We start from the raw sequence: 25,052 nt of genomic DNA, 5'->3' as shown, positions 1-25,052 counted from the left end.
CTCCTTATCCATTAACGTTCGATTTTTTCATATACAGCCCGGTACGTCTCATCAAGCGGCAGGTCGACTTCGAGCTGCACGAACAAGTCCGACCGTACTTTCGAACCGGTCATGACACCTCGGCCCGGAATACGCATCCGTTGTCCCGGACGGCTTCCCGGTTTCACTTTCAACTTCACGCGTCCCCCGTCGAGTGTCGCAATGATGACGCTCGTCCCGTCTAAAAACTCAAGCGGTCGCAAACGCTTCACTGTCACGATATGCTCTCCTTCGCGACGATACGTATCGTCATCGGCAAAGTGAAGTTCGACATATACATCACCTCGGTTTCCCGATTGTCCGCCCCGGCTTCCCTTTCCTTTCAAGCGCAACTTCTGACCTTCATAAGCACCTTGTGGAATTTTGACGTTCACGGTACCCGTTTGAAGACGCAGACTCACTTTCGACTCTTTCGTCAATTGACTAAGCGGGATGTTGACACGAACGGTCTCATCCAAGTCTTCGTCGACCGCTTGGTCAAAGAAGCTTCCGAACATATCTTCAAACCCGAACGTCCGCGAAGTCGTACGTGACCCCCCGCCGAATTGTCGGAAGAGATCCTCGAATTGAGATGAGCCTTCCCCGTAAGCCTCCCCACCGCCTCCGAACCCTTGTCCGAATGACGGTCCATCTGGGCTACCATATCGATCATAGTTCGCCTTCTTCTCCGGGTCGCTCAACACGTCGAACGCCTCTTGAATCGATTTGAAGCGATCCTGTGCCCCAGGATCTTTATTGACGTCCGGATGGTATTGTTTCGCCAGTTTCCGGTATGCGCGTTTAATCTCCTGCTCGGTCGCTCCTTTGGAAACACCAAGCTCATCGTAATAGTTTTTAGCCATATGGATTCACCTCACCTTTCCCTTTCCCGTTTCTGTTAACTCTATTCTACTCATTTGGTCAAATAAGGTCAAAGATTATCCTTTCACTTTTCATACGAAAAAAAGAAGAGATTCGTTTCAAAAAAACGAACCTCTCCTCCTTTAGAAGTATACTTTCGGACTATCCATTCCGTCCTCGAACACGATGGTCACTTCAGGGTCTCCACCGAGGGATGTCACGTTAATTCGAACCGGAACGTTCCGATTATATTCCCAACGGTTTTCAAGCAAGCCGACAACGTGTTGTGTGAATCCGACGAGCTCAGCGCGACTGTAAAACTGAATCGGGATATCAATCTCCATTCTCGATAAATCTCCATTCTGATAAAAACCTTTCCCGATCATCCCGCTATAGTCCGGGAAAAGGTCTGCGATCCGATCGCTGAAGAGCGTAAACTTCTGAGCGTCCTCGCGTACGTCAGACGTCGCTGATGTCGACGGGAAGTAGTAGTACTTCTCATCGATCGCTTTCCAGTCGTCCGATTTGACCTGATCCGCCGTCCCAACGAAAGCCGATTTGATATAGTTCCCCGGTGTCGGTGAACCTTGTGTCGATTTCATATAGAGCGCGACATTGATATCGAGATCCTTGAAGTCTTCCCGCTTCCGTAATTGGGAGACGAGCTCGTTCGCCATACGTTCCCCTTCTGCGATCACTTTCTTTTGATCGAGTTTGACGGTGTACGTCGGACCATAGTTCGGTGCTTGGAAGACATACTCACGGTTCAATATGAGTGCAAACGATACGCCTCCAACCTGATACCCGCTGTCCTCTTTCGTCATGTAGTTCTGTTCGACAATGGAAGCTAAATAAAGTGGTGACTTCTTGTTCGCATCGACAAACTTGTCGTCTTCGACTTCTGCCTTGCCATCCGCATATGCCGGGTTCAAGGGTGTCAATCCTTCATTACTTTTATCTTTCCGTGCAAGTAAACGGGACACATCCTCCGCGTTCAACAGCTGTCCCTCTTGATAAGCGAACTTTTCCGGGTCGAACGCGTCCGTTGAATGACGCATGAGACCGAGTTCGACTTCTTCGAGTTCTAACGATGAACTGACTTGACGTTGGGCGAGACCTCTCGCCGCCGCCGGTTTGAACGGAATGACCATCTGGTAATAAGAGTCACGGGCTTCGATCGCTTGTGTGACGCCTTCGGCCGCTGTTTCGTCCCCTGTTGGTGTCGCTTCTTCTTCACCCATCGGTATTTTCATTGAACATCCGCTCAACAATAGCGCAGAGGCGATTGTCGGGATGACGAGTTGTTTCCATTTCATCTATGTCTAGCTCCTTTGAACATCGTTTCCTATTTCACTTTGTCCATTATAACAAAATCGTTCCACGAAAAAAGTATCGAAGCGGAATCAGAACAAATCCCTTCTCGCATGAACGAGAAGGGATGTCGATTTATGGTTTCGTTGACGGGTGGTTGCGACGAATCAACAGTAGGAGTCCTGACGCGAAGAGAAGTGTACCGAGCATGACGTGCCATAGATCATCCGCTTCGCCTGTCATCGGAAGTACGCCTTGTGCGTACGGATCGGCTTCATCGATGTGCTCGACTCGTTTCGCTCCACTCTCTTTGACAACGACTGTCACAGCAGGTGGTGTGGTTTTCACCTCTGTCTTCTGTTTGTTAGCGTCTTGTTTCGGCTCTTCTTTTACCGGAACAGGTTGCTTCACTGCTACCGGTACGTCGACAGAGTGAGTAACCGCAATCCCTTCATCCACCTCGAAGGTGAATGTGGCACGTTGAATCAATTCAGCCCCAGCTCTCATATCATAAGATGTGAGGAGCGGAAGCTCAAACGAGAACGTCACTTCTTCTTCCGGACCGAGACCGTCTCTGAAGGCAGGAATCGCTTCGACCAGCTCTGCGAATCGTTGATTTGCCAGGTGTTGTTCTTCTTTTGTCAAGGCACCGCTTGGCCATGTAAGAACTGCTTTCGCTAAAAACAGGGTGACTCTCGAAGGATTGGTGATCGTATACGTATAGCGAACGGGCTCTCCCGGTTGAACGGTCGCTTTCTCAACCGTTGCATTCACGGTGAAGTCTGGTGTTTGCAAAAGGATAATTTGTTGACTTTCTGACGTGACAACCCGGTCGAATTCATCCACTCCGGTCACCCGAAAGACACTGCCGATCTCAGGATGAGCGTCGAACGAATATCCGGTCTGAATCGCTAAAACTTCTGTCACTTCCACCCGTTCCCCCGGCAAGAGACCGTCTTCTCCTATTAATTCATGCAAACGATCAAATACGTGTTGATTGAACGATTCGATTGATTGATGATCGATGTCTCCGCTCACGTACTCATGAGAGAATTCTGTCACCGTCATCGGCGTTTCTCCTGTGTTTTCTACAATGAACGTATACGATATTTCGCCTCCGACAACGGCTCGGTCGACTGCGGCGATGTTGATTGCTTCAACGGCGAGCTTCGGTAACGTCGGTTCAGTCGTCGGCTCTTCGACGACTGGTTCTGGTTCAACCGGTGGCGTCACCTCTTCTGATGGGTCTGGTTCTGTGACTACAGGCGGTTCCTCCACTTCGACATGATAGGCTTCCGTGACAGTGTTTGGAGAAAACGTATACGGTACACCTTCCGCATCGTAGAGCGTGATGAGGTCAATCAACGAGTCGTCTACTACTTCCGCATCAATCATAAATCGCCAAACGTCAGCTGATTCACGGACCCCGTAATACGTGATTCCTTCATAGACGAGACTTGATTCATATAATGTTTCGCTTTCCTCATCTGTCAAATTCACTTGGATATACCGGAACGTGGTCGTGTCCGCTTTGGCGGTGGGCACCCCAAATAAGGTTGAAAGGAGCATGAGGATGGTAAATACGGCAACGAAGCGCTGGATGTTGTGTGTCATGATGTTGGTCCCTCCTCTAAGGTGAAAACAAGCGCTCGAATCGCAATCGTTCCGATGACGACGTTCACCACGTAGAGGAATGAGAGGAATGTGTGTGTGAAAGTCATGGTGTCAAAGGGTTCTCTCGCAAAAATATATTAGCATTTTGATTTAGTTAATCTATACCCCGCGAACGCATGTGCGAACCTGCTCAATCCCAATTATTTCCGAAAAAAACGTTCGCCGAAGCGAACGTTTATGCTTGTTCCTTTAAAAAGTCGAGCAGCTTGGCTTCATCCCATACTTCGATTCCGAGAGATTCGGCTTTCGCCAGCTTCGAACCTGCCTTTTCACCGGCGACGAGCAAGTCTGTGTTTTTACTCACGCTCCCTGTCACACTCGCGCCGAGGAGTTCAAGCTGCTTCCCAGCCTCGCCACGTGTCATCTCATGCAATTTCCCCGTCAATACGACTGTCTTCCCAGAGAGCGGTGCCCCTTCAGTCGTTGGACGCTTCATTCCTTTGAATGATAAGTTCACACCTGATTCCGCCAATTCTTTGACGAGTTCACGTGCTTCTGGTTTTTCGAAATAGAGGACAATCGATTCGGCCATCTTCGTCCCGATGCCATCGATGGATGTCAACTCTTCGACTGTCGCAGCGATGATTGCATCCATCGTCTCGAACCGTTCTGCAATTAAAGAAGCGGCCTTTTGTCCGACGAGTCGAATCCCGAGGGCAAAGAGCACCCGTTCCAATGAATTTTGCTTCGATTGTTCGATTGCTGAGAGCAAGTTCGTCACTGACGTCTCGCCCATGCGCTCGAGTCCAAGTAAATCATCTCGGTCCAAGCGATACAGGTCGGCCACATTATGGACGAGCCCTGCTTCGTGAAGCTGCGTGATCACTTTCTCGCCGAGCCCGTCGATGTTCATCGCTTGTCTCGACACGAAATGGATGAGTCCTTCAAGCAGTTGAGCCGGACATTCCGGATTGACGCAACGATGATCCGCCTCTCCTTCGAGTCGAATCAACTCCGACCCACACGCCGGACAATGCGTCGGGAATTCAATCACTCGCTCTTCCCCACTCCGTTCACTCGCCAATGCCGATACGACGGCCGGAATGACGTCTCCTGCTTTTTTGATGACGACTCGGTCACCGATATGAAGATCTTTTTCCTTTATAAAATCTTCATTGTGAAGCGTCGCATACGTCACGGTCGAACCTGCCACAGAAACCGGGGCAAATCGTGCCCGTGGTGTGACCTTCCCCGTACGACCGACACTGAAATCGACGTCCTCGATCGTCGTCACGACTTCTTCTGCCGGGAACTTGTACGCGACGGCCCAGCGCGGACTTTTAGCGGTGAAACCAAGTTGTTCCTGTTCTTCATACCCGGCCACTTTAATGACGATCCCATCAATTTCATATGGGAGGTCACTCCGTTTCGTCACGTATGTCTCAATGTAATCCCACAGTTCATCCGCCGTCTGGCATGTTGTATAATCTCCGCTCACTGCGACACCAAGTCGTTTCAAATAATCGAGTGACTCGTCATGTGACGCGACGAGATCGTCTTGCGACACCAAACCGTATGCGAAGAACGCCAAATTTCTTGACGCCGCAATTTTTGAGTCGAGTTGTCGAAGTGAACCGGCAGCAGCGTTTCTCGGATTTGCGAAAAGTGGCTCGCCGATACGTTCTCGTTCATCATTCAATTGTTCGAACGAACGTTTCGGCATGTACGCCTCACCTCGCACTTCAAACGTCACGTCCTCATTTAATCGGAGAGGGATGGAACGAATCGTCTTCAAGTTTTGCGTGATGTCCTCACCCGTCGTCCCGTCCCCGCGCGTCGCACCACGGACGAGACGGCCATTCTCATATTTTAACGAGACAGCGAGACCATCAAATTTGAGTTCTGCCACGAATGTCGGCGTGTAGCCGAGATCTTTCTCGATTCGCTCCACCCACTCGACGAGTTCCTCTTTCGAGAAGACGTTGCCGAGCGAGAGCATCGGCGTGTCGTGTGTCACTTTGACAAATGCGTCGAGCGGAGCCCCTCCGACGCGTTGCGTCGGGGAGTCCGGTGTTCGAAGTTCAGGATAATCGGTCTCGATTTGAATCAATTCGTTCATTAATCGGTCATACTCCGAATCCGGCACGCTCGGGCGGTCGAGTACGTAATACTCGTAACCATATTGATTTAACGTTTGACGTAGCTCTTCTACGCGTTCTGCCATCTCCATATCCTCACCTCACGCTTTTTCGATAGGGGCAAATTTAGCCAACAGGCGCTTGATCCCGACTTCTGGGAATGCGATGTCGACTTCGAGTTGGTCGCCTTCACCACGTGTCTGCACGACCGTCCCTTGTCCCCATTTTTTATGATTCGCTTTGTCGCCGACATTCCAGCCGACCGTTTCGGCACCGGACGATTGGGCGAGTTTCGGCTTCGGTTTCGAACTAAAGCCATTCACCGGTAACTTCCCTGGTGACTCGACCGGGTTCCATGGCATTGGTTTTCTCGCCTTACCGGACCGCTCCAACAACGTTTCCGGCAACTCATGCAAGAATCTCGACTCCGGGTTGTTTTGGAAGCGACCATATAGCATCCGTGACTGTGCACGTGTCAAATAGAGACGCTTCTCGGCACGGGTGATTCCGACATACGCGAGACGACGTTCTTCTTCCATCTCTTCCTCGTCGTTCAAGGCACGGCTGTGCGGGAAAAGTCCTTCTTCCATTCCAATCAAGAAGACGACCGGGAATTCAAGTCCCTTCGCCGAGTGCAACGTCATCAACGTGACTTGATGCGACTCATCGACTTCATCGAGTGAATCGAGGTCTGAGACGAGCGTCAAATCGGTAAGGAAGGCGACGAGCGTCTGTTCATCGCTCTCTTTCTCAAAGTTTTGGGCGACCGACAGAAACTCTTGCAAGTTCTCGAGTCGGCTTTCCGCTTCAAGCGTCTTCTCGATTTTGAGCATCTCTTCATATCCTGTCTTTTTCAATACCTCTTCGACGAGTTCTGAAATGGAGAGATAGTCCGCCATCTGCCGTAAATCCAACATCATTTGGCGGAAGTCCGCGAGTTTCGTCGCAGTGCGTGGGGCGATGCCTGACAATTCGATGTCACGAATCGCATCCATAAGTGAGACGCCTTGCATATCTGCAAAGTCACCTAGTTTATCAATCGTCGCGGCACCGATTCCGCGTTTCGGCTCATTGACGACGCGAACGAACGAGATGTCCTCATCCGGGTTGGCGATCAATCGCAAGTATGCGAGGACGTCCTTGATCTCTTTTCGCTCATAGAACTTCGTCCCGCCGACCATTTTGTATGGGATGTTCGACTTGAGGAGCATCTCCTCGAGTCCACGTGATTGAGCGTTCGTCCGATAAAGGACCGCCATCTGTCCGTAGTCCATCCCTTCCATCTTCAGCTCTTTCATCTGGTTCATGATGAAGAACGCTTCGTCGCGATCGTCCGATGCGACATGGAGCAACAGTTTCTCTCCTTCGTCATTTTCAGTCCACAAGTTCTTATCTTTACGGGAAGCGTTGTTTTGAATGACACCGTTCGCCGCCTCCAAAATCCGTTTCGTCGAACGATAGTTTTGTTCGAGCAAGATGACATGGGCGCTCGGATAATCTTTCTCGAACGTCAAGATGTTGGCGATGTCGGCACCGCGCCAACGATAAATGGACTGATCCGAGTCCCCCACGACACACAAATTCTCGTGTGCCTGCGCGAGAAGTTTGACGAGTGTATATTGGGCACGGTTCGTATCCTGATACTCATCGACATGGATGTACTTAAATTTTTTCTGATAGAACGCCAACACATCCGGCGCTTCTTGGAATAAGTGAATCGTCTTCATAATCAAATCGTCAAAGTCGAGAACATTATTTTGTTTCAACTTTTTCTCATACGCTGTGTAGACGTCCGAGATGATTCGCTCGTACGGATTGTTCCCGACGAGGGCAGCCGCATCTTTCGCCGTACGCAGCTCATTTTTATGATTTGAAATCATCCCGAGAAGGGTACGCGGTTCGTACTTCTTCGGGTCGAGGTTCAATTCTTTCAACACCTGTTTGATCGCTGTCAATTGATCTGAGGCATCTAAAATAGAAAAGCTCCGGTCATAGCGGATGCGATCGATATCACGTCGTAAAATCCGGACACACATGGAGTGGAATGTAGAAATCCAAATGTCCTCGGCGACACCACCCACAAGACGCGCAATCCGATCTTTCATTTCTCGTGCTGCCTTATTCGTGAACGTGATCGCTAAAATGTTCCACGGTGCCACTTGCTTCGCCGCCATCAAATAGGCGACACGATGGGTCAAGACACGAGTCTTCCCAGACCCTGCACCCGCCATAATCAACAGCGGGCCATCCGTATGCTTCACCGCTTCTGCTTGTTCCGGGTTCATCCCTTTGACTAATTCTTCGCTAAGATTATACATAATTGTTTCCTTCCTTGTTCCAAACGTTTGTTCTTATTTTATCGGAGTGCTCGTACAGTCGCAAGTGCTCCAGCTAAGTCTTCATAAATGATATTGCCGACAACAATCGTGTCGACATGTGCACCCATTAATCGTGCCGTCTCTTCTCCCTCGATGCCACCACCGTAAAAGAGATGTGCATCAGGTAACGCCAAACGAATCTCTTTGACGACATCAGGATTCCCGAGTCGTCCACTATATTCGATATAGAGCGAGGGAAGACGGAACAAGTGATGTCCAACTTCCGCGTATGCCACGGACTCTTCGATCGTCAAATCGCATCGTGCTTCCGTCACGTCAGCGACTTTCGCGTCCGGGTTCAAGACGAGATACCCTTGAGCCGTTACAAGACGGGCATCAAAGAAATGGCCGTATCGTTCAAACGCACGAGCATGATGTCCAATGATCCATTCCGGAGTTCCTGCATTCAGCACGGTGGGCACGAAATAATGATTGAATCCGTGGATGACTTGACTAGGATGACTAATCTCAAGTGCGATTGGAATCCCAGCATCTCGGACTCTCGCATATAGCGCAAATGTATTCTCTGCATCAACCCCATCCGTTCCTCCAATCAAAAAGGCGTCGGTCCCAGAATGGATGAGGGCCTCGAGCGCCTCATCTGTGAGCTCCTTATTTGGATCTAGTTTAAACACATGTCGCCACGTCTGAAATTCCAACTCATTCCCTCCTATCGAATCCTTCTCTAGTTTATCGATTTTTTTCCTCCCGTGCATCTCCCCAACAAAAAAAGACTTGCCGAAGCAAGTCACGAACGTGCCGTACGATTCCGATTCCGTTCCCGATCCGTCAACCATTTCGCAACAAGCAAGGCGAATAGACCGTAAACGGGGACGAACCAGAGCGGATTCGCTAAAAAGAATCCGAGCACTGGTATGTCAAGGAGCGGCGAGTCCGGTGAACAGAGTGCCGTTCCATTGACGATGGCGATAAACGGAAGAACCGGAACAATAAAGACGTATCCGAAGTTGATCCAAAATGCTTTCATATGACAATCTCCTTATCCTAAGATGATTGATTCTTTCGGATAGTTATACATCCGCTTCGGTTGTCTCCGTTGCAGGATGAGAATGAAGGCGATGACGCCGATCCGACCGATGAACATGAGAATCGTCAACACCCATTTTCCAACGTTACTAAATTCGGAGGACAATCCGACGGATAGGCCCGTCGTCCCGAACGCAGAACACGCCTCGAATAAGATTCGTGTCAACGAAGCATCCTCAAAATAAGCCATGACCATGACACCTGATAGTAAAACGGCAAGCGAGACCGTAATGATAACGAACGCTTTCCAAATATCTTCAAGGACGATTTCACGACCGAAAATTTTGATGGACGAGTCCCCGCGAATGAATGCGATGACAGCGAGAACGGCTACAGCAAACGTCGTCGTCCGAATCCCCCCACCGACAGACGATGGAGACGCCCCGATGAACATAAGGATGGACAGAAGCAACATGCTCGCTTCAGAGAACAAATTGACATCTACCGTCGATAGACCACCATTTCGTGTCGTCACGGATTGGAACAACGAATCCGAAAGTGCCAACCAGAGCGGCAAGTCTTTAAAGGCATTGTTGTATTCAAAGATGAACAAGCCGACCGTACCGACGGCAATCAAAATAAAGAAGGTCGAAACCGTCAATTTCGTGAACAACGAGAATCGACTTGGGAACGTATGACGTTTTCGAGTGATTCGGCTCACCAAGTACGTTCGAATTTCTACAAGCACTGGGAATCCGATGGCACCACCGGTCATGAGCGCGATTTGTGTAAAGATGACGAACGGGTCCTCACGGAATGGTGCGAGCGAACTTCCCGTAATGTCAAACCCGGCATTCGTCGTCGCACTGACCGACCCGAACAATCCTTGCAAGAAGGCTTCTCCGGCGGTATCAAAATAATTTAAGTAATGGACCCCGAGCAAGACGGCACCGACCGCTTCGATGGCGATTACGGTAATCACGATTTCCGTGATGTATTTGACGATACCAGACATCGACGTCTGGTTTTGGTCACGTAAAATCAGTTGCCGCTCCCTGAACCCAATTCGTTTCCCAAGTAAGATCCACATGATGACGTGCAAACTGATCAATCCGACACCGCTCACTTGGACGATGAACAGGATGATAAATAAGCCGAACGTGGAGAAAGTATCAGTGACTACAATCGGTGATAGTCCCGTGACACTGACACAGCTCACCGCAAAGAAGACAAGATCGGTAAATGTGATCGTCACTCCGGGCTTGTGGGCGATTGGTAAGGCGAGAAGCAAAACTGATAAAATCGCTGCCGCACTATAAATTAATACGAGTGTTTGAACCGGTGTTAAATTTCGAAAGAACAATTGTAAGTTCTGTTTCATGAATTTCTGTTGCATCTCGCCCCTCCCCTCCATCAAAAACAAGATGACTCTTACGAGTCACCTTTTGTTTGTTGTAGACGTTCAAGAGCGAGATCGTATCCGCCTGTCCCATAGTTCAAGCATCGCTTCACACGTGAAATCGTGGCCGTTGAGGCGCCTGTCGCATCCTCAATTTTATGATACGTGTTTCCTTCACGAATTTGCCGCGCCACTTCAAGTCGTTGCGCAAGTGCCTGAATTTCATTAACAGTCGCTAAATCTTCAAATAATTGATAACAGTCTTCGAGTGTCTCGAGCTTCAAAATCGCTTCAAACAATTGATCAAGCTCTCGACCTCGTAATTTATCGAGTTGCATCCGCAAGCATCCTCTCTACTCATACTTCTTTATCATTCTAAAGCAGGGGAGCCTTGGACTCAACTATTCATCGCAAAATCGCAGGAAATAGTACTTGTTTCTTCATGACTTCATAAATGCCGAGAGGTGTCGCCCGAACATACGGCAAATGGGTAGACGCTAAAAATAGTAATGTATAGATCGGGTCTTCGAACTGATAGCCCCTCGCCATGAGCTCGTATCGCAGCTGTTTCTCTTGACCGATGAGCACTTCAAGTGGCTCCGTCGACGTCATCCCACAGAGTGGCAACGGAATCTCCGCAACGATTTCGCCCTTGTCTACGAGGACAATCCCGCCTCCAAGTTCGTTCATTCGTTTGAACGCCTGTAACATATCTTGTTTACATTTTCCTAGAATCAAGTAGTCCCCACTGATCGAGTACGAACTGACAAGTCCACCAAAATCTCGAGCGAATCCTTTCAGGACTGTGTTCAATCGCCATTTCCCTTCTTTATCAAGCAACATGAGAAACGATTCGTCTCCATCACGCGGTAATTCATCTTGACCCGTGTCATGCGTAATTTTAAACAGCTTCATGATGACCGAGTTGATCATGTCGAGTCCGACCGGCATGCTGAAGGACAAGTCTTGTGGCGTAAGCTCGATTGAAACGTCTGTCGACGGCATCATGTCGAGGACTGCTTCCACTAATTCGTTCGGGAAAAGCGATACCCCATCACGATAAATCCATTGCCCTTTCGCGATCACGGCCGTCGGACGCGGTTCCTCGATGGCATCTAGAATGTTCAAATGCGCGATGCGGCCTGGCGCAATTGCACCTAAAATATGATCGAGGTCAAAATGACGAGCCACGTTATGAGAGACAATCCGGTAGGCTTCGATGGCCGGTAATCCCGCTTCAATCAAAATGCGGACGAGAGCATCCTGCATGCCGTCCTCATAAAAGCCCGGTGTCGAACCGTCCGTCGTCACCATGAGATGGTCGAACGCCGTCAATCCATTCGCCAATAGGTCACGAATCATCTCCGGCAGGTCCGGACGAATCGAGGAATGTCGAAGCGTCGTCGTATAACCTAGTTCCAATCGATTGAACGCCTCTTCCGCCGTCATCGCCTCATGGTCGCTGTGTACTCCCATCAACGCCATTTTAGTCAATGTCTTCGGCGACGCCCCCGGAAAATGTCCCTCGACCGGCAAACCGCACGTCTCGGCGTCAAGCATCCACTGAAGCATCTCATCATCGCCCTTCAAGGCGCGTGGCCATGCCGTCAATTCACCTGCCATGACGACGTCCGGATGGTTAAACCACTCATGAACGCGTTCCGAGTCGACAGCCACGCTCTCTCGGTCCAGCTCCGTTTGCGTATCCAATCGTGCCCACCAATACGTACTCGTCGGTAATTGCTGAATCGCATCGAGCTGCGCAAACGCTTGCTCTTTCTCTTGTAAAAAAAGCAGCATGTTGTCATTGACGAGCGTCGTCGTTCCACGCTCTCCTGCATATTTTGACAACGTCGCCGGATTGTATAATTGAAACGGATGAGCGTGAGGCTCGATATACCCAGGTACAATATACTTTCCTGTCACATCGACCGTTTCGACCGCTGATTCTGGTAAGTCTGGACCGACATACACGATCCGATCTCCCTCAATCCAAATATTTGCGGTTCTCCATTGTTTTACATAAACGTTCAAATACGTTGCGTTTTGTAAGACGAGCGAAGGTGGTCGCAATCGATCCACGACTTCAAGTTGTGAACGAATCATCACTTTAGACCACGGTGCCCGCGCCGTTCTTTTTGTTGGCATCGAACCCAATCCTCCCTTTTCCCTTGCAAAGCTATTAAAAAATAGTTTTGAAAGCGTTTTCTTTCCCTGTTTCAAGTTTACCTTTTCTCTGAATGGGTCGCAAGTTATGTTCCCTATTGTAACAAATTTCACATATATTTTTCACAAAAAAAGACGACTCTCCCTGTGAAGAGTCGCCTACATCAAATTTGAGTCATGACCGTTTTTCGTAAGTACAGGTGCAATTGATCGACCGGAATCGGTTTACTGTAATGATAACCTTGAATGAGCGAACCACTATATTCTAATACGAACGCAAGCTGTTCCGGTCGCTCGACCCCTTCCGTGACGATCTCGAGTCCAAGCGTTTGGAAAGTTTGATACAGCCCTTCTAACAGCGCGCGGTCAAACTTATTCTCCGGAATCCCTTTCACGAAGTTCTGATCGATTTTAACGATGTCGAGACGCAGGGATTGCAGGTATGAAAGTGACGATGTCCCGACACCGAAGTCATCGAGTGATATTTTGACCCCGATGGCCTTTAACGCTTGAATGAACTGTTGAAGTTCATACACATTCCCACCGACTTCACTCTCTGTGATTTCCACATGCAACCGGTGTGGGGGAAATCCTGTCTTAGCGAGCGTCTCCTCCAACGCTTCTAAAAACGAGCCGTCTAAAATCTGACGTTTCGAGACGTTAATGGATAAAAATAAATCAAACCGCTCTGCGTACTCTTGAATCTCAGTGATGGCGCGCACAAGCACCCAGCGTCCCACATCTGAGATGAGCCCGAGTTGCTCCGCAACCGGAATGAACACGCCGGGAGAAACGAACCCTTTCTGTGGATGGTGCCAGCGAATCAACGCCTCGACTCCTCTTACTTGAAACGGCTGCGGAGAGACGATTGGTTGGTAATAGAGTTCGAACTCATCATGACGCAACGCATGACGTAAATCACGTTCCATCTCGAGCGCCTGCAAGTAGTGACTCCCATCTTCAATCTCATGATAGGAAAGAATCTGGTCTTTCCCGGATGCTTTGGCTTCGTGTAAGACGACATCGAGTCGCGCCATCATCACCTCATAGGAATGATACGTCGGTCCTGTCAATTCGTCGATGCCGATACTCAAGGTCAAATGGTTCATCCCTTGCTTCAAACCCCATTCGCGCAAATCTTTCACTAATTGATTCGCGATAATCATGAGCTCCTCGGTCGTCCATTTCGAATGAATCAAGATGAACTCGTCCGCTCCGATTCTTGCAACGAAGCCATCCTCTCTATAAAACATCAAACGAGAGGCAAAGAACGTCAGCATCGCATCTCCCGTACGCTGACCAAATTGATCGTTGATCCGTCGGAAGTTGTCGAGATCGATTCCCATCACTCCAATCGACCGGGTCGTTTCCGGTAAGCTCACGAACATCTCTTCGACCGCCAATCGGTTCGGAAGACGGGTCAAAGAATCTCGGAAGGCACGCGTCAACGATTCTTTTTGTGTCTGTTCGAGTGCATCGAGCACCTCGTTCATGCTGATCGCCATCTCTTCAATCTCGTCTTGTTGATTTGGATGCAACTGAATCCGTAACCGACTATTCCGTTCTTTCGTGATCCATTTGAGTTCGTTGACGATGCCCATCAATCGTTTCGTGACAATTTGATTCACCGACCAAAACAGTGTCAACAATAGACCAAGACCGAGCACAAGCAGCCCTAGCATCCCCGTTTCTAACATGGTCTGTGTATTGGTATAGTACGTTCGCTTCACCGAGAAGTTGAGTTCCCAGTTCGCATCTTGATAGACGGATTGAAGCGGTAACGAGACACGTGCAAATTGATTGTCTTCATCGACCGTCAACTGCCGGTGTGAAAGAGGACTGATCGATAATTTCGTTTTTGCTTGGGCACTCATCGCGGCCATGAAGTCTGGACCGATTTTTTGAATGATCACGAGCGTCCCACCCGGCTTTCCTGTCCCATCACTTCTCACAATCGGATGACTCATGAAGACGACCGGACCGAAATCGGTGCCATACACCGCACTTTGTTTGATTCCTGACGAGTTGACGTAACGGATCAAGTCGTTCGTGAATGTCTCTTTGTCCTCTTCACGATCTAATTCATAAAATTGAGTAAACTCCGAGTAGACGACCTCTCGATCACGGTCGAGGAAAATCATTGCGCCGACCCCCAAGTTTTCGAGTGTCTCTTCCCCCATGTTATTTTCAATGAATGTTTCATTCTGATTTTGAACAAAATCATAGGCGTTCGTCCAGACTGACCAATCTACAAGAATTCGTTCGAGCATGAGTCGGTGATTGGCGAACACTTCTGACACACTTTCGATTTGATCACGGGTCATCGCCCTGTCCTGCTCAATACTTTTCTCTACAAAATACGGTTTGATGACGAATAAAATAACACCGATGAAGAATACAATGTTCACGGCTATCGCAATAAATAATTTTGTTTGAACACGCAGGCCGACCACCCTCCTTCTTCCAGCTACTTTATTATTATTGTAGAACAGGATATCGGCATTTCCTTTTTTTCGCATGAAAAAAAGGATGGGTTGACCCATCCTTCAAATAATCTGCGTGAACGCCCGTGACCCGATATCCGTTCGGTGGAACGTCTCAGGTAAATCGAGTTGTGAAATCGCCGCATACACAGCCGTTTTCGCCTCAAGCAGTGTCGGCTTCGTCGCCGTCACAACAAGTAGACGACCTCCGCTCCCTACGACTTGATCGCCCTTCTTTGTCGTGCCGGCATGGAAGACCAGCACATCTTTCGGAAGCGACTCAAATCCTGATAACACCTGGCCCGTGATCGGTCGGTCCGGATACCCTTCGGCCGCAATGACGACCCCCATCGTATATCCATCGACCCATTCAATCAGATACGGTTCTTGACGAACGACCGCTTCAATCATGTCAAGGAGCGGCGTTTTCAAGTTCGGTAGAATGACCTCCGTTTCAGGGTCACCGAAGCGTGCATTGAATTCGATGACTTTTGGTCCATTCGCCGTCAAGATGAGACCGGCGTACAAGAATCCTTCAAATGGAGTACCTCGTTTGACCATCGTCTGCGCGAGTGGTTCTAATACGGTCTTCACCGATTCCTCATACACGTCCTTTGAAAGATGTGGCATCGGGCTATAAGCGCCCATACCACCCGTGTTCGGTCCCCTGTCGCCGTCATAGGCACGTTTATGATCTTGCGAGGTGATCATCGGAATGACACGCTCTCCCGAGACGAACGCCATGAGCGAAAACTCTTCCCCATCGAGGAACTCTTCGATGACGACTTGTGACTGTTGCCCAAATTTATCCGTCGTGAAAATATCACGTACGGCAGCTTCCGCCTCTTCGACCGTAAATGCAACCGTGACGCCTTTACCGGCAGCCAATCCGTCCGCCTTGACGACGAGTGGTGCCCCTAGCTTCTCGATATAGGCAAGCGCCGATTCCGCTTCTGTGAACGCCTCGTATGCCGCTGTCGGAATCCCGGCTTCCATCATGACTTCCTTTGCGAACGCCTTGCTTCCTTCGAGTAAGGCAGCCGCTTTCGTCGGTCCAAAGATGTTCAGTCCTTTGGCACGGAACGTATCCACGACTCCTGCCATGAGTGACGACTCCGGTCCGACAATCGTCCATTCGATCTCGTTCTCTTCTGCGAAATGGGCGAGCGCCTCCACGTCTGTTTCATGGATCGACACACACGTCATCCCTTCCATGAAGTCGTTGCCCGGTGCAACGAAGACGTGATGCCCGTCTTGTTTCAACTTCCACGCGAGCGCATGCTCGCGTCCTCCTCGACCGATGACCAATACGTTCATGACGCAAACCCCTCTCAGTGTTTGAAATGTCTGACTGATGTGAATACCATCGTGATACCATGGCGATTTGCCGCTTCAATCGATTCGGCATCGCGAATCGACCCACCCGGTTGGATGATGGCCGTGATTCCCGCTGCCGCTGCCGCTTCGACCGTATCTGCCATCGGGAAGAAGGCATCACTTCCGAGAGCCGCGCCTGTCGCGCGTTCTCCAGCTTGTTCGAAAGCGATTTTTGCTGCACCGACGCGGTTCATCTGTCCGGCACCGATTCCAATCGTCGTTTCGTCTTTTGTGACGACGATAGCGTTCGATTTGACATGCTTGACGACACGCCATGCAAGTTTCAAGTCTTCCCATTCTGATGCTGTCGGACGACGATCCGTCACGATTTGGCATGAGGCATCATCGAGTGTCATGTCATCCCCGTCTTGTACGAGCAATCCTCCCGCGACAGCCGTGAGGCGCATGCCTGTCATCTGTCCCATATCTAACGTCAACAAACGAAGATTCTTTTTCTCTTTCAATCGGTCAAGTGCTGCCTCACTAAAGGATGGAGCAATGATGATCTCTAAAAAGATGTTGCGAAGGGCATCCGCCGTTTCGAGATCGACTTCACGGTTTAAGGCGACGATTCCACCAAAGATAGAGACCGGGTCGGCCGCATGGGCACGTTCGAACGCTTGAGAAATCGTCCGTCCGACTGCAACGCCGCATGGGTTCATATGCTTGACAACGACTGCCGCCGGCTCAGTCAATTCACTGAGTGCTTCAAGTGCTGCATTCGTATCTTGAATATTGTTATACGAGAGCTCTTTCCCGTGAAGCTGTGTCGCATTCGCAAGTGTCATCCCGTCATATAACGGTGTCTTATAAAACGCCGCTTGTTGGTGTGGGTTCTCTCCATAACGAAGGTCTTGAACCTTTTCATACGTGACAGTCACCTGCTCTGGGAACGTTTCGCCGATTTGACGACCTAAGTAGTCGGCAATTAACGCATCATAGGCAGCCGTATGTCGGAACGCTTTCGTCGCGAGACGTTGACGTGTTTCAAACGATGTACCGCCTCCACGTACTTCATCGGCGACGAGTGTGTAATCACTCGGGTCCACGACGACGGTGACACTCGCATGGTTTTTCGCAGCTGAACGCAACATGCTCGGTCCACCGATATCAATGTTTTCAATCGCTTCTTCGTATGTCGTATTTTCTTTTGCAATCGTCTCTTTGAACGGATACAGATTGACGACCACATAATCGATTGGTTCGATGTGATGATCTTTCATTTGTGCGACATGCGTATCAAGGTCGCGACGTCCGAGCAATCCCCCGTGAACGAGTGGGTGCAACGTTTTGACACGGCCGTCTAACATTTCGGGGAACGATGTCACTTCCGAAATATTTTTGACTGGTAATCCTGCCTGTTGAAGCGCCGCCTCGGTCCCACCTGTTGAGATGAGCTCGATGCCCGCCTCATGCAAGACGGTTGCGAGTTCGACAATCCCCATTTTATCAGAAACACTTAATAATGCTCTCACTTGAAAACCTCCTGTTGATTCAACACTTGTTGTAATACGCGCGGATACAGTTGGTGCTCGATCGTCTGAATACGACGTGTCGCCTCGGTGCGATCACACCCTTCAATCTCGACGGACGCCTGTGCGATGATCGGACCCGTGTCCATCCCCGCATCCACATAATGAACGGTTACACCACTCGTCGGTACGTTGGCGTCAAGCGCCTGTCCGATCGCGTCTTTACCTGGAAAAGCGGGTAAAAGCGATGGATGAATGTTTAGAATACGGTTCGGATATGCGGATAGTAACACATTTCCGATCAAGCGCATATACCCCGCCAACACGATATAGTCTACACGAAGCGTACGGAGAAGGACGAGAATTTCTTCCTCGAACTCTTCTTTTGACGCGTACGCCTTCGGTGTAAACGAAAAACTCGGAATCCCGTGACGCTCCGCTCGATCGAGAACAGCAGCTTCTGGTTTGTCCGTCACGAGCAACACACATTCAGCAGACAAATGACCATCGGTGATTGCTTGCCAAATCGCTTCGGCGTTACTTCCCGATCCTGACGCAAAGATAGCAAATCGTTTCATTGGTCCACTCCTGAGATCCGGATGCCTGGACGACTCTCGACTTTCCCGATTCGGTGCGCGGTCTCCCCGACACGTTCAAGCGCCGCTTCGACGAGTTCCACGTCTTCAGGACGTACCGTGATCATATAACCAATCCCCATATTGAAGACGTTGAACATTTCTTGCTTCGAGATGTTCCCGACTTGTTCGAGCCAGTCGAATACAGGAAGACTCGGCCAACTCGAGGCATCGAACGTGATGCCGAGACCTTCTGGCAACATGCGAGGGACATTCTCATAGAAGCCACCACCTGTGATGTGTGCCATCCCTTGAACCTTCCCTGTCGAAATCGCCGCTTTCGCCGCTTCGGCATAAATCCGTGTCGGCAACAGCAAGGCGTTCCCGAGTGTCGTATCGAGCATCGCAATCTCATCCGTATAATGAAGACCTTGTGATTCAACAATATGACGTACAAGCGAGAATCCATTCGAGTGGACGCCTGAAGATGCAAGTCCGAGCACAACGTCTCCATCCTGAATCGTCGAACCGTCGAGCAAGTTTTCTTTCTCCACGACACCGACCGCAAATCCAGCAATATCATATTCGCCATCCGGATACATCCCCGGCATTTCAGCGGTTTCGCCACCGACGAGGGCGCAGCCGGCTTGGACACATCCTTCCGCAACACCGGCGACGATTCGCTCAAGTTTAGCCGGTTCTGCTTTTCCGGTCGCAATATAGTCGAGGAAATAGAGCGGTTCTGCCCCATGCACGAGACAATCGTTGACGCACATGGCGACGCAGTCGATTCCAATCGTGTCATGCTGGTCGAGCGCGAACGCCAATTTCAGTTTCGTCCCGACCCCGTCGGTCCCGCTCACGAGAATCGGGTGTTTCATGTTCATCGAACCGAGATCAATCATCGCTCCGAAACTACCGAGTCCTGTCATCACTTCCGGACGCATTGTCCGAGCAACATGACGTTTCATACGGGATACGGCCTCGTACCCTGCTTCTAAATTCACACCCGCTTGTTCATAACGAACGCTCATTGCATTTCCCCCTTAAGCCTTTGTCTCTGTCACGAGTTCTGCAAGTTCAGTCGGATAAAGTCCCGTGAAGCATGCAGCACACTGCCCGCGTAGTGCTCCTTCAAATGGACGATCGATGGCTTCGACCGTTCCATCTAATGTGAGGAACGCTAGTGAATCGGCACCAATCTCTTCTCTGATTTCTTCAACGGATTTGGTTGCCGCAATTAACTCTTCCTTGGTCGATGTATCGATTCCGTAGTAACACGGATGTTTGATCGGTGGTGACGTGATGCGCACATGCACTTCCGTCGCGCCTGCCTCTCGGAGTAACGAAACGATTCGACGACTCGTCGTTCCTCGGACGATGGAATCATCGACCATGATGACGCGTTTCCCGTTTACGACACCGCGTAACGCTGATAACTTCATCTTCACGCCGCGCTCCCGTAATTCCTGGGACGGTTGAATGAACGTACGTCCGACATAACGATTTTTAATGAGTCCCATTTCGTATGGGATTCCGCTCGCCTCAGCGTAACCGATTGCCGCGGAAATACTTGAATCCGGCACACCTGTCACGACATCTGCTTCGACCGGTGCTTCTTCAAACATCTTTTTCCCCATGGCCTTACGTGCCGTATGCACGTTGATACCATCGATGATAGAGTCCGGTCGTGAGAAGTAGATGTATTCCATTGAACACATGGCACGGACTGCCGCTTCACTGAATCGCTCCGACGTGATCCCTTCATTCGTGACCATGAGCAATTCTCCTGGTTCAACATCTCGTACGTACGTCGCCCCCACGACGTCAAACGCACACGTTTCCGAAGCGAACACGTAAGCCCCGTCTTCGGTTTGTCCAAGTGACAATGGACGTAACCCATGCACGTCGACACCGACGTACAGTGCATCTTCCGTCAAGAATAGGAAAGCGAATGCCCCTACGAGACGAGCCAAGCTGTCGGCGATTCGTTCTTTCAACGAATTGCCGCGACTTCGCTTGATGAGGTGAGCCACGACTTCCGTGTCGGACGTCGTCTGGAAGATCGCGCCTTCCGCTTCGAGCATATGTTTCAATTCGTTCGCATTCACGAGGTTTCCGTTATGCGCCATCGCCAAATCCCCAGTCAACGACTTGAAATGGAGCGGTTGAACGTTCTCTAACGTATTGCCGCCTGCCGTTGAGTAGCGGACATGCCCAATCGCATGATTCCCCGTGAGTGTGTCGAGTGACGTCTCATCGAACACCTCGGTAACGAGACCGAGTCCTCGTTTCGCATGGAGACGTTCTCCGTCTGCCGTGACGATCCCCGTTCCTTCTTGGCCACGGTGTTGCAAGCTGTGCAGTCCGTAATAGGCAAGGTGTGAGGCTTCGATGTGACCGAACACACCGAAGACGCCGCACTCCTCGTTCATGCCTCGGATGTCATATAACATGGAATAGCTCCTTCCCATACACGTTCCAACTCTTTCACGTCCATTTCAATCAAGCGGTCGCTTGCGCGAACGACAAGGGTCGGGGCTTCTGTCACTGTCCCGATTGCTGTCCCGTTCGTCATGCGCGCGAATGACTCGGCATGTGCCTTGTCTACTGTCACGAGGAAACGTGACTGGGATTCACTAAATAGTGCCGTCACAAGGTCTGTGTCGATCGTCACGTCCATGCCGAACCCTGTTCCAAAGACCAGTTCCGGTAACGCTGCCGCAAGACCACCTTCTGACACGTCGTGTGCCGCCGTGACCAGACCTTCACGGATGGCGTGAAGCAATACCTTCTGTGTCTGACGTTCTTCTTCAAGGTCGAGTGTCGGTGCATGACCGCTCACTTTTCCGTCTTGCAACATTTGAAGGGCACTTCCGCCAAATTCTGCTTTTGTCTCACCGAGTAAGAAGACGACGTCTCCCGCTTGTTTCGCAAACGATGTCGTAATATGTTCTGGTTTTTCGATGAGTCCGACCATTCCAACGACCGGTGTCGGGTAGATGGCTTGTCCGTTCGATTCGTTATACAGCGATACGTTCCCACCGATGACCGGCGTATCAAGCGTACGACACGCTTCTGCCATTCCTTCGACGGCTTGATCGAGTTGCCAGAACCCTTCCGGTTTATCCGGGCTCCCGAAATTGAGGCAGTCCGTCAAAGCGAGTGGTTCTGCACCACTTGCGACGATGTTTCGCGCCGCCTCCGCGACAGCGATGGCTCCACCGACACGTGGATCGAGATAGACATATTTTGCGTTGCAGTCCGTCGTCATCGCGAGCGACTTCTCCGTCTCACGAATGCGAATGACTGCGGCATCACTACCCGGTGCGACGACTGTCGACGTTTGTACCATATGGTCATATTGCTCATACACCCAACGTTTCGAGGCGATGCTCGGCATCGCAAGGACGTCTTTCCATGTCGCGATCACATCTTCGACAACTGGTGTGACCGGCTCCATCGCTTGGAATGCTTCGTAATATGCCGGGACTTTAGACGGTTTATGATAGACAGGAGCGTCTTCGGCGAGTGCATCGACCGGTACTTCCGCCGCGACTTCACCTTGATGAACGAGACGAAGCACTTTTTCTTCAATGACTTCTCCGACTTTGACTGCATGAAGTCCCCACTTCGTGACGATTGCTTCGATTTCGTCTTCATGTCCAGCTTTGACGACGAGGAGCATCCGCTCTTGCGATTCCGATAGCATCATCTCGTAAGGTGTCATGCCTGTCTCACGTTGTGGGACGAGGTCTAGATTCATCTCGATTCCCATCCCTGCTTTCGATGCCATCTCTGCTGACGATGACGTCAATCCGGCTGCGCCCATGTCTTGAATCCCGACGAGCGCCGGGTGCTTGATGACTTCGAGACACGCTTCGATCAAGAGCTTCTCCATGAACGGGTCTCCGACTTGGACGGCTGGACGTTTCTCGTCCGCGTCTTCCCCGAGTTCTTCAGAAGCGAACGTGGCACCATGGATTCCGTCACGTCCTGTCGTTGCTCCGACGTACATGACCGAGTTCCCGACACCTTCCGCGATTCCTTTTTGAATGTCTTCATGACGGATAAAGCCGACGCACATTGCGTTGACGAGTGGATTTCCTGAGTAAGCCGGGTCAAAGGCGACTTCCCCACCGACAGTCGGGATGCCGACACAGTTCCCGTATCCAGCGATGCCGGATACGACATGACCGAATAAATGTTTCACACGTGATTCGTTCAAATCTCCGAAACGGAGTGAGTTCAATAAAGCAATCGGACGGGCGCCCATCGAGAAGATGTCACGGATGATTCCGCCCACCCCAGTCGCCGCTCCTTGATAAGGCTCGATCGCGGATGGATGGTTATGACTCTCGATTTTAAAGGCGACGGCTTGCCCGTCTCCGATGTCGACGATTCCAGCCCCTTCTCCCGGTCCTTGTAAGACGTGCTTGCCGGTTGTCGGAAACTTCCGGAGCACCGGTTTCGAGTTTTTGTACGAACAGTGTTCAGACCACATGACCGAGAAGAGACCGATCTCTGTATAATTCGGTTCCCGGCCAAGCAGTGAGACGACGAGCGCGTATTCGTCGTCCGATAATCCCATCGTGGCATAGATCCGTTCATCACGGATTTGTGTAGCTGTCGGTTCAGTTGTAAGTAACATGTCGTGCCCCCCATTTTACGATTGACGTGAATAACCGTTTACCGTCTTCCCCACCGAGCAACGCTTCGACCGCACGCTCCGGGTGTGGCATCATGCCGAGTACGTTCCCTGCCTCGTTCGTGATGCCGGCGATGTTTTCGACCGATCCGTTCGGGTTCTCTTTATAGGTGAACGCAATCTGGCCATTTACCTTCAATGCCGCAAGTGTCGCATCGTCACAGTAGTAGTTGCCCTCACCGTGTGCGATTGGCACGCGAATCGTTTCCTGTGCCGCGTACTCACTTGTGAACATCGTCTCGTTGTTTTCGACGACAAGGTCGACGGTCTTACACATGAATTTCAAATCGCGGTTTCGCATCAATACGCCTGGAAGGAGTCCCGCTTCGACGAGCACTTGGAATCCGTTACATACCCCGAGTACCGGCCGTCCTTCTTCCGCGAAACGCTTCACTTCAGCCATGATTGGTGAAAACTGGGCGATTGACCCGCAGCGCAAGTAGTCTCCGTATGAGAAACCGCCTGGTAAGAGGACCCCATCGAATCCTTCAAGTGAGGTCTCTGTATGAAACACGTATTCCGCTTCTTCCCCGAGCACATCTTTTACCGCGTGGTACATGTCGAGGTCACAGTTTGATCCTGGAAAGACGATGACCGCAAACTTCATGCGAGTACCCCCATCTCGATTTCATAATTCTCAATGACCGTATTGACGAGTAACTTCTCACACATCTCTTTGACCATGTTTTCTGTCGTGTCGTCCGCTACTTGAAGCTCGATCACTTTCCCGATGCGCACCGATTCAACTCCAGCGAATCCGAGATGTTCGAGCCCGCCTTTTACGGCAACTCCTTGTGGGTCGAGTACACTTTCACGTAATGTCACATACACGTTTACTTTTTTCATTGTCCGTTTCCCCCTATGCGTGTTAACAATTGTCCATACGTCTCAGTCAAAGAACCTAAATCGCGACGGAATACATCTTTATCAAGCTTTTGTTTCGTTTCTTTGTCCCAAAGGCGGCACGTATCCGGCGAGATTTCATCCGCCAAGATGATCGTCCCATCCACTTTTCCGAACTCTAGTTTAAAATCGATCACGTCGATGCCGTGTTGACCAAAGAAATCGAGCAAGACATCGTTTACCCAAAGCCCGAGTTGTCGCAATGTTTCGACTTCTTTGTGTGTAGCAACTTGCAATAATCGGATATGATCCTCAGTGAGGAGTGGGTCCCCAAGCGCATCGTCCTTATAATAAAACTCGACAATCGGTGCGAGGAGCGGTTTTCCTTCTTCCCAACCGAGACGTTTCGCCAGACTACCGGCCGCGACGTTGCGGACGACCACCTCTAACGGAATGATGTCGACACGGCGGACCAACTGTTCCCGGTCTGAGATTCGTTTGATAAAGTGCGTCGGAATCTTGTTGTCATGCATCAATTCGAACAACTGAGTCGTGATGGCATTGTTTAAAATCCCCTTCCCATCAATCGACTCTTTCTTTTCTCCATTGAATGCTGTCGCATCGTCTTTATAGTACACACGAAGCACACCCGCTTCTTCTGTCTCAAATAACGCCTTCGCCTTGCCCTCATAAATTGCTTTCATCTGAACCGTTCCCCCTTA

Annotated in this window: 20 protein-coding genes; all 20 read right to left on the bottom strand. The window is 50.4% G+C overall.

Annotated features, from left to right (window positions below):
- Positions 1-11: 11 nt before the first annotated feature.
- Positions 12-881, bottom strand: coding sequence for a DnaJ C-terminal domain-containing protein (locus tag GVY43_RS13845; RefSeq protein WP_159563495.1), 870 nt, complete (start codon positions 879-881; stop codon positions 12-14).
- Between the two features lie 141 nt (positions 882-1,022).
- Positions 1,023-2,195 (bottom strand): CamS family sex pheromone protein, encoded by a 1,173-nt coding sequence (locus GVY43_RS13840; protein ID WP_074037823.1) that lies wholly within the window; start codon positions 2,193-2,195, stop codon positions 1,023-1,025.
- Positions 2,196-2,325: 130 nt separating this feature from the next.
- Positions 2,326-3,804 carry an LPXTG cell wall anchor domain-containing protein gene (locus GVY43_RS13835; protein ID WP_159563494.1) on the bottom strand — a complete coding sequence of 493 codons (1,479 nt, stop codon included), beginning with the start codon at positions 3,802-3,804 and terminating at the stop codon, positions 2,326-2,328.
- Between the two features lie 235 nt (positions 3,805-4,039).
- Positions 4,040-6,034, bottom strand: a complete 1,995-nt coding sequence (ligA, locus tag GVY43_RS13830; RefSeq protein ID WP_159563493.1) for an NAD-dependent DNA ligase LigA — start codon at positions 6,032-6,034, stop codon at positions 4,040-4,042.
- A gap of 9 nt (positions 6,035-6,043) precedes the next feature.
- A complete protein-coding gene (pcrA, locus tag GVY43_RS13825) occupies positions 6,044-8,260 on the bottom strand; it encodes a DNA helicase PcrA (RefSeq protein ID WP_159563492.1) in 2,217 nt (738 codons plus the stop codon).
- A 38-nt stretch (positions 8,261-8,298) separates the two neighbouring features.
- The gene (locus tag GVY43_RS13820; RefSeq protein WP_159563491.1) at positions 8,299-8,979 is read right to left on the bottom strand and encodes a heptaprenylglyceryl phosphate synthase; all 681 of its coding nucleotides are present in this window, start codon (positions 8,977-8,979) and stop codon (positions 8,299-8,301) included.
- Positions 8,980-9,068: 89 nt separating this feature from the next.
- Positions 9,069-9,308, bottom strand: a complete 240-nt coding sequence (locus GVY43_RS13815) for a hypothetical protein (RefSeq protein WP_159563490.1) — start codon at positions 9,306-9,308, stop codon at positions 9,069-9,071.
- A gap of 12 nt (positions 9,309-9,320) precedes the next feature.
- Positions 9,321-10,703 (bottom strand): TrkH family potassium uptake protein, encoded by a 1,383-nt coding sequence (locus tag GVY43_RS13810; RefSeq protein WP_159563489.1) that lies wholly within the window; start codon positions 10,701-10,703, stop codon positions 9,321-9,323.
- 35 nt (positions 10,704-10,738) lie between these two features.
- Positions 10,739-11,044 (bottom strand): YerC/YecD family TrpR-related protein, encoded by a 306-nt coding sequence (locus GVY43_RS13805; protein ID WP_015880718.1) that lies wholly within the window; start codon positions 11,042-11,044, stop codon positions 10,739-10,741.
- 67 nt (positions 11,045-11,111) lie between these two features.
- Positions 11,112-12,854, bottom strand: coding sequence for an adenine deaminase C-terminal domain-containing protein (locus GVY43_RS13800; RefSeq protein ID WP_159563488.1), 1,743 nt, complete (start codon positions 12,852-12,854; stop codon positions 11,112-11,114).
- Between the two features lie 182 nt (positions 12,855-13,036).
- Positions 13,037-15,196 (bottom strand): EAL domain-containing protein, encoded by a 2,160-nt coding sequence (locus GVY43_RS13795; RefSeq protein WP_236548966.1) that lies wholly within the window; start codon positions 15,194-15,196, stop codon positions 13,037-13,039.
- A gap of 222 nt (positions 15,197-15,418) precedes the next feature.
- On the bottom strand, positions 15,419-16,672 hold the full coding sequence (gene purD / locus GVY43_RS13790; RefSeq protein WP_159563486.1) for a phosphoribosylamine--glycine ligase: 1,254 nt from the start codon (positions 16,670-16,672) through the stop codon (positions 15,419-15,421).
- A 14-nt stretch (positions 16,673-16,686) separates the two neighbouring features.
- A complete protein-coding gene (gene purH, locus GVY43_RS13785) occupies positions 16,687-18,207 on the bottom strand; it encodes a bifunctional phosphoribosylaminoimidazolecarboxamide formyltransferase/IMP cyclohydrolase (protein ID WP_159563485.1) in 1,521 nt (506 codons plus the stop codon).
- On the bottom strand, positions 18,204-18,782 hold the full coding sequence (gene purN, locus GVY43_RS13780; protein WP_074037833.1) for a phosphoribosylglycinamide formyltransferase: 579 nt from the start codon (positions 18,780-18,782) through the stop codon (positions 18,204-18,206). The genes purH and purN overlap by 4 nt, the downstream gene beginning before the upstream one ends.
- Complete coding sequence (purM, locus tag GVY43_RS13775) at positions 18,779-19,813, bottom strand: phosphoribosylformylglycinamidine cyclo-ligase (RefSeq protein WP_074037834.1); 1,035 nt, start codon at positions 19,811-19,813, stop codon at positions 18,779-18,781. The genes purN and purM overlap by 4 nt, the downstream gene beginning before the upstream one ends.
- Before the next feature lie 12 nt (positions 19,814-19,825).
- The gene (purF, locus tag GVY43_RS13770; RefSeq protein ID WP_159563484.1) at positions 19,826-21,235 is read right to left on the bottom strand and encodes an amidophosphoribosyltransferase; all 1,410 of its coding nucleotides are present in this window, start codon (positions 21,233-21,235) and stop codon (positions 19,826-19,828) included.
- Positions 21,211-23,430, bottom strand: a complete 2,220-nt coding sequence (gene purL / locus GVY43_RS13765) for a phosphoribosylformylglycinamidine synthase subunit PurL (protein ID WP_159563483.1) — start codon at positions 23,428-23,430, stop codon at positions 21,211-21,213. Before purL ends, purF begins: the two co-directional genes overlap by 25 nt.
- Positions 23,414-24,094 (bottom strand): phosphoribosylformylglycinamidine synthase subunit PurQ, encoded by a 681-nt coding sequence (gene purQ / locus GVY43_RS13760; RefSeq protein WP_159563482.1) that lies wholly within the window; start codon positions 24,092-24,094, stop codon positions 23,414-23,416. The genes purL and purQ overlap by 17 nt, the downstream gene beginning before the upstream one ends.
- On the bottom strand, positions 24,091-24,333 hold the full coding sequence (purS, locus tag GVY43_RS13755) for a phosphoribosylformylglycinamidine synthase subunit PurS (RefSeq protein ID WP_159563481.1): 243 nt from the start codon (positions 24,331-24,333) through the stop codon (positions 24,091-24,093). Before purS ends, purQ begins: the two co-directional genes overlap by 4 nt.
- On the bottom strand, positions 24,330-25,034 hold the full coding sequence (gene purC / locus GVY43_RS13750; protein ID WP_159563480.1) for a phosphoribosylaminoimidazolesuccinocarboxamide synthase: 705 nt from the start codon (positions 25,032-25,034) through the stop codon (positions 24,330-24,332). The genes purS and purC overlap by 4 nt, the downstream gene beginning before the upstream one ends.
- Between the last annotated feature and the right edge of the window lie 18 nt (positions 25,035-25,052).

This window comes from Exiguobacterium sp. 8H (genome assembly GCF_902506255.1).
Lineage (GTDB): Bacteria > Bacillota > Bacilli > Exiguobacteriales > Exiguobacteriaceae > Exiguobacterium > Exiguobacterium profundum.
This window is presented reverse-complemented; position numbering and strand designations above follow the sequence as displayed.

Bases quoted from the DNA above. Each gene is read 5' to 3' on its own strand.
- GVY43_RS13835 (WP_159563494.1), bottom strand. From the start codon at position 3,804: ATGACACACAACATCCAGCGCTTCGTTGCCGTATTTACCATCCTCATG.
- GVY43_RS13840 (WP_074037823.1), bottom strand. From the start codon at position 2,195: ATGAAATGGAAACAACTCGTCATCCCGACAATCGCCTCTGCGCTATTG.
- purS (WP_159563481.1), bottom strand. From the start codon at position 24,333: ATGAAAAAAGTAAACGTGTATGTGACATTACGTGAAAGTGTACTCGAC.
- purL (WP_159563483.1), bottom strand. From the start codon at position 23,430: ATGTTACTTACAACTGAACCGACAGCTACACAAATCCGTGATGAACGG.
- ligA (WP_159563493.1), bottom strand. From the start codon at position 6,034: ATGGAGATGGCAGAACGCGTAGAAGAGCTACGTCAAACGTTAAATCAA.
- purQ (WP_159563482.1), bottom strand. From the start codon at position 24,094: ATGAAGTTTGCGGTCATCGTCTTTCCAGGATCAAACTGTGACCTCGAC.
- GVY43_RS13795 (WP_236548966.1), bottom strand. From the start codon at position 15,196: ATGACCCGTGATCAAATCGAAAGTGTGTCAGAAGTGTTCGCCAATCAC.
- purC (WP_159563480.1), bottom strand. From the start codon at position 25,034: ATGAAAGCAATTTATGAGGGCAAGGCGAAGGCGTTATTTGAGACAGAA.
- GVY43_RS13800 (WP_159563488.1), bottom strand. From the start codon at position 12,854: ATGCCAACAAAAAGAACGGCGCGGGCACCGTGGTCTAAAGTGATGATT.
- purM (WP_074037834.1), bottom strand. From the start codon at position 19,813: ATGAGCGTTCGTTATGAACAAGCGGGTGTGAATTTAGAAGCAGGGTAC.
- pcrA (WP_159563492.1), bottom strand. From the start codon at position 8,260: ATGTATAATCTTAGCGAAGAATTAGTCAAAGGGATGAACCCGGAACAA.
- GVY43_RS13810 (WP_159563489.1), bottom strand. From the start codon at position 10,703: ATGCAACAGAAATTCATGAAACAGAACTTACAATTGTTCTTTCGAAAT.
- purF (WP_159563484.1), bottom strand. From the start codon at position 21,235: ATGTTATATGACATCCGAGGCATGAACGAGGAGTGCGGCGTCTTCGGT.
- GVY43_RS13845 (WP_159563495.1), bottom strand. From the start codon at position 881: ATGGCTAAAAACTATTACGATGAGCTTGGTGTTTCCAAAGGAGCGACC.
- purN (WP_074037833.1), bottom strand. From the start codon at position 18,782: ATGAAACGATTTGCTATCTTTGCGTCAGGATCGGGAAGTAACGCCGAA.
- GVY43_RS13815 (WP_159563490.1), bottom strand. From the start codon at position 9,308: ATGAAAGCATTTTGGATCAACTTCGGATACGTCTTTATTGTTCCGGTT.
- purD (WP_159563486.1), bottom strand. From the start codon at position 16,672: ATGAACGTATTGGTCATCGGTCGAGGAGGACGCGAGCATGCGCTCGCG.
- GVY43_RS13805 (WP_015880718.1), bottom strand. From the start codon at position 11,044: ATGCAACTCGATAAATTACGAGGTCGAGAGCTTGATCAATTGTTTGAA.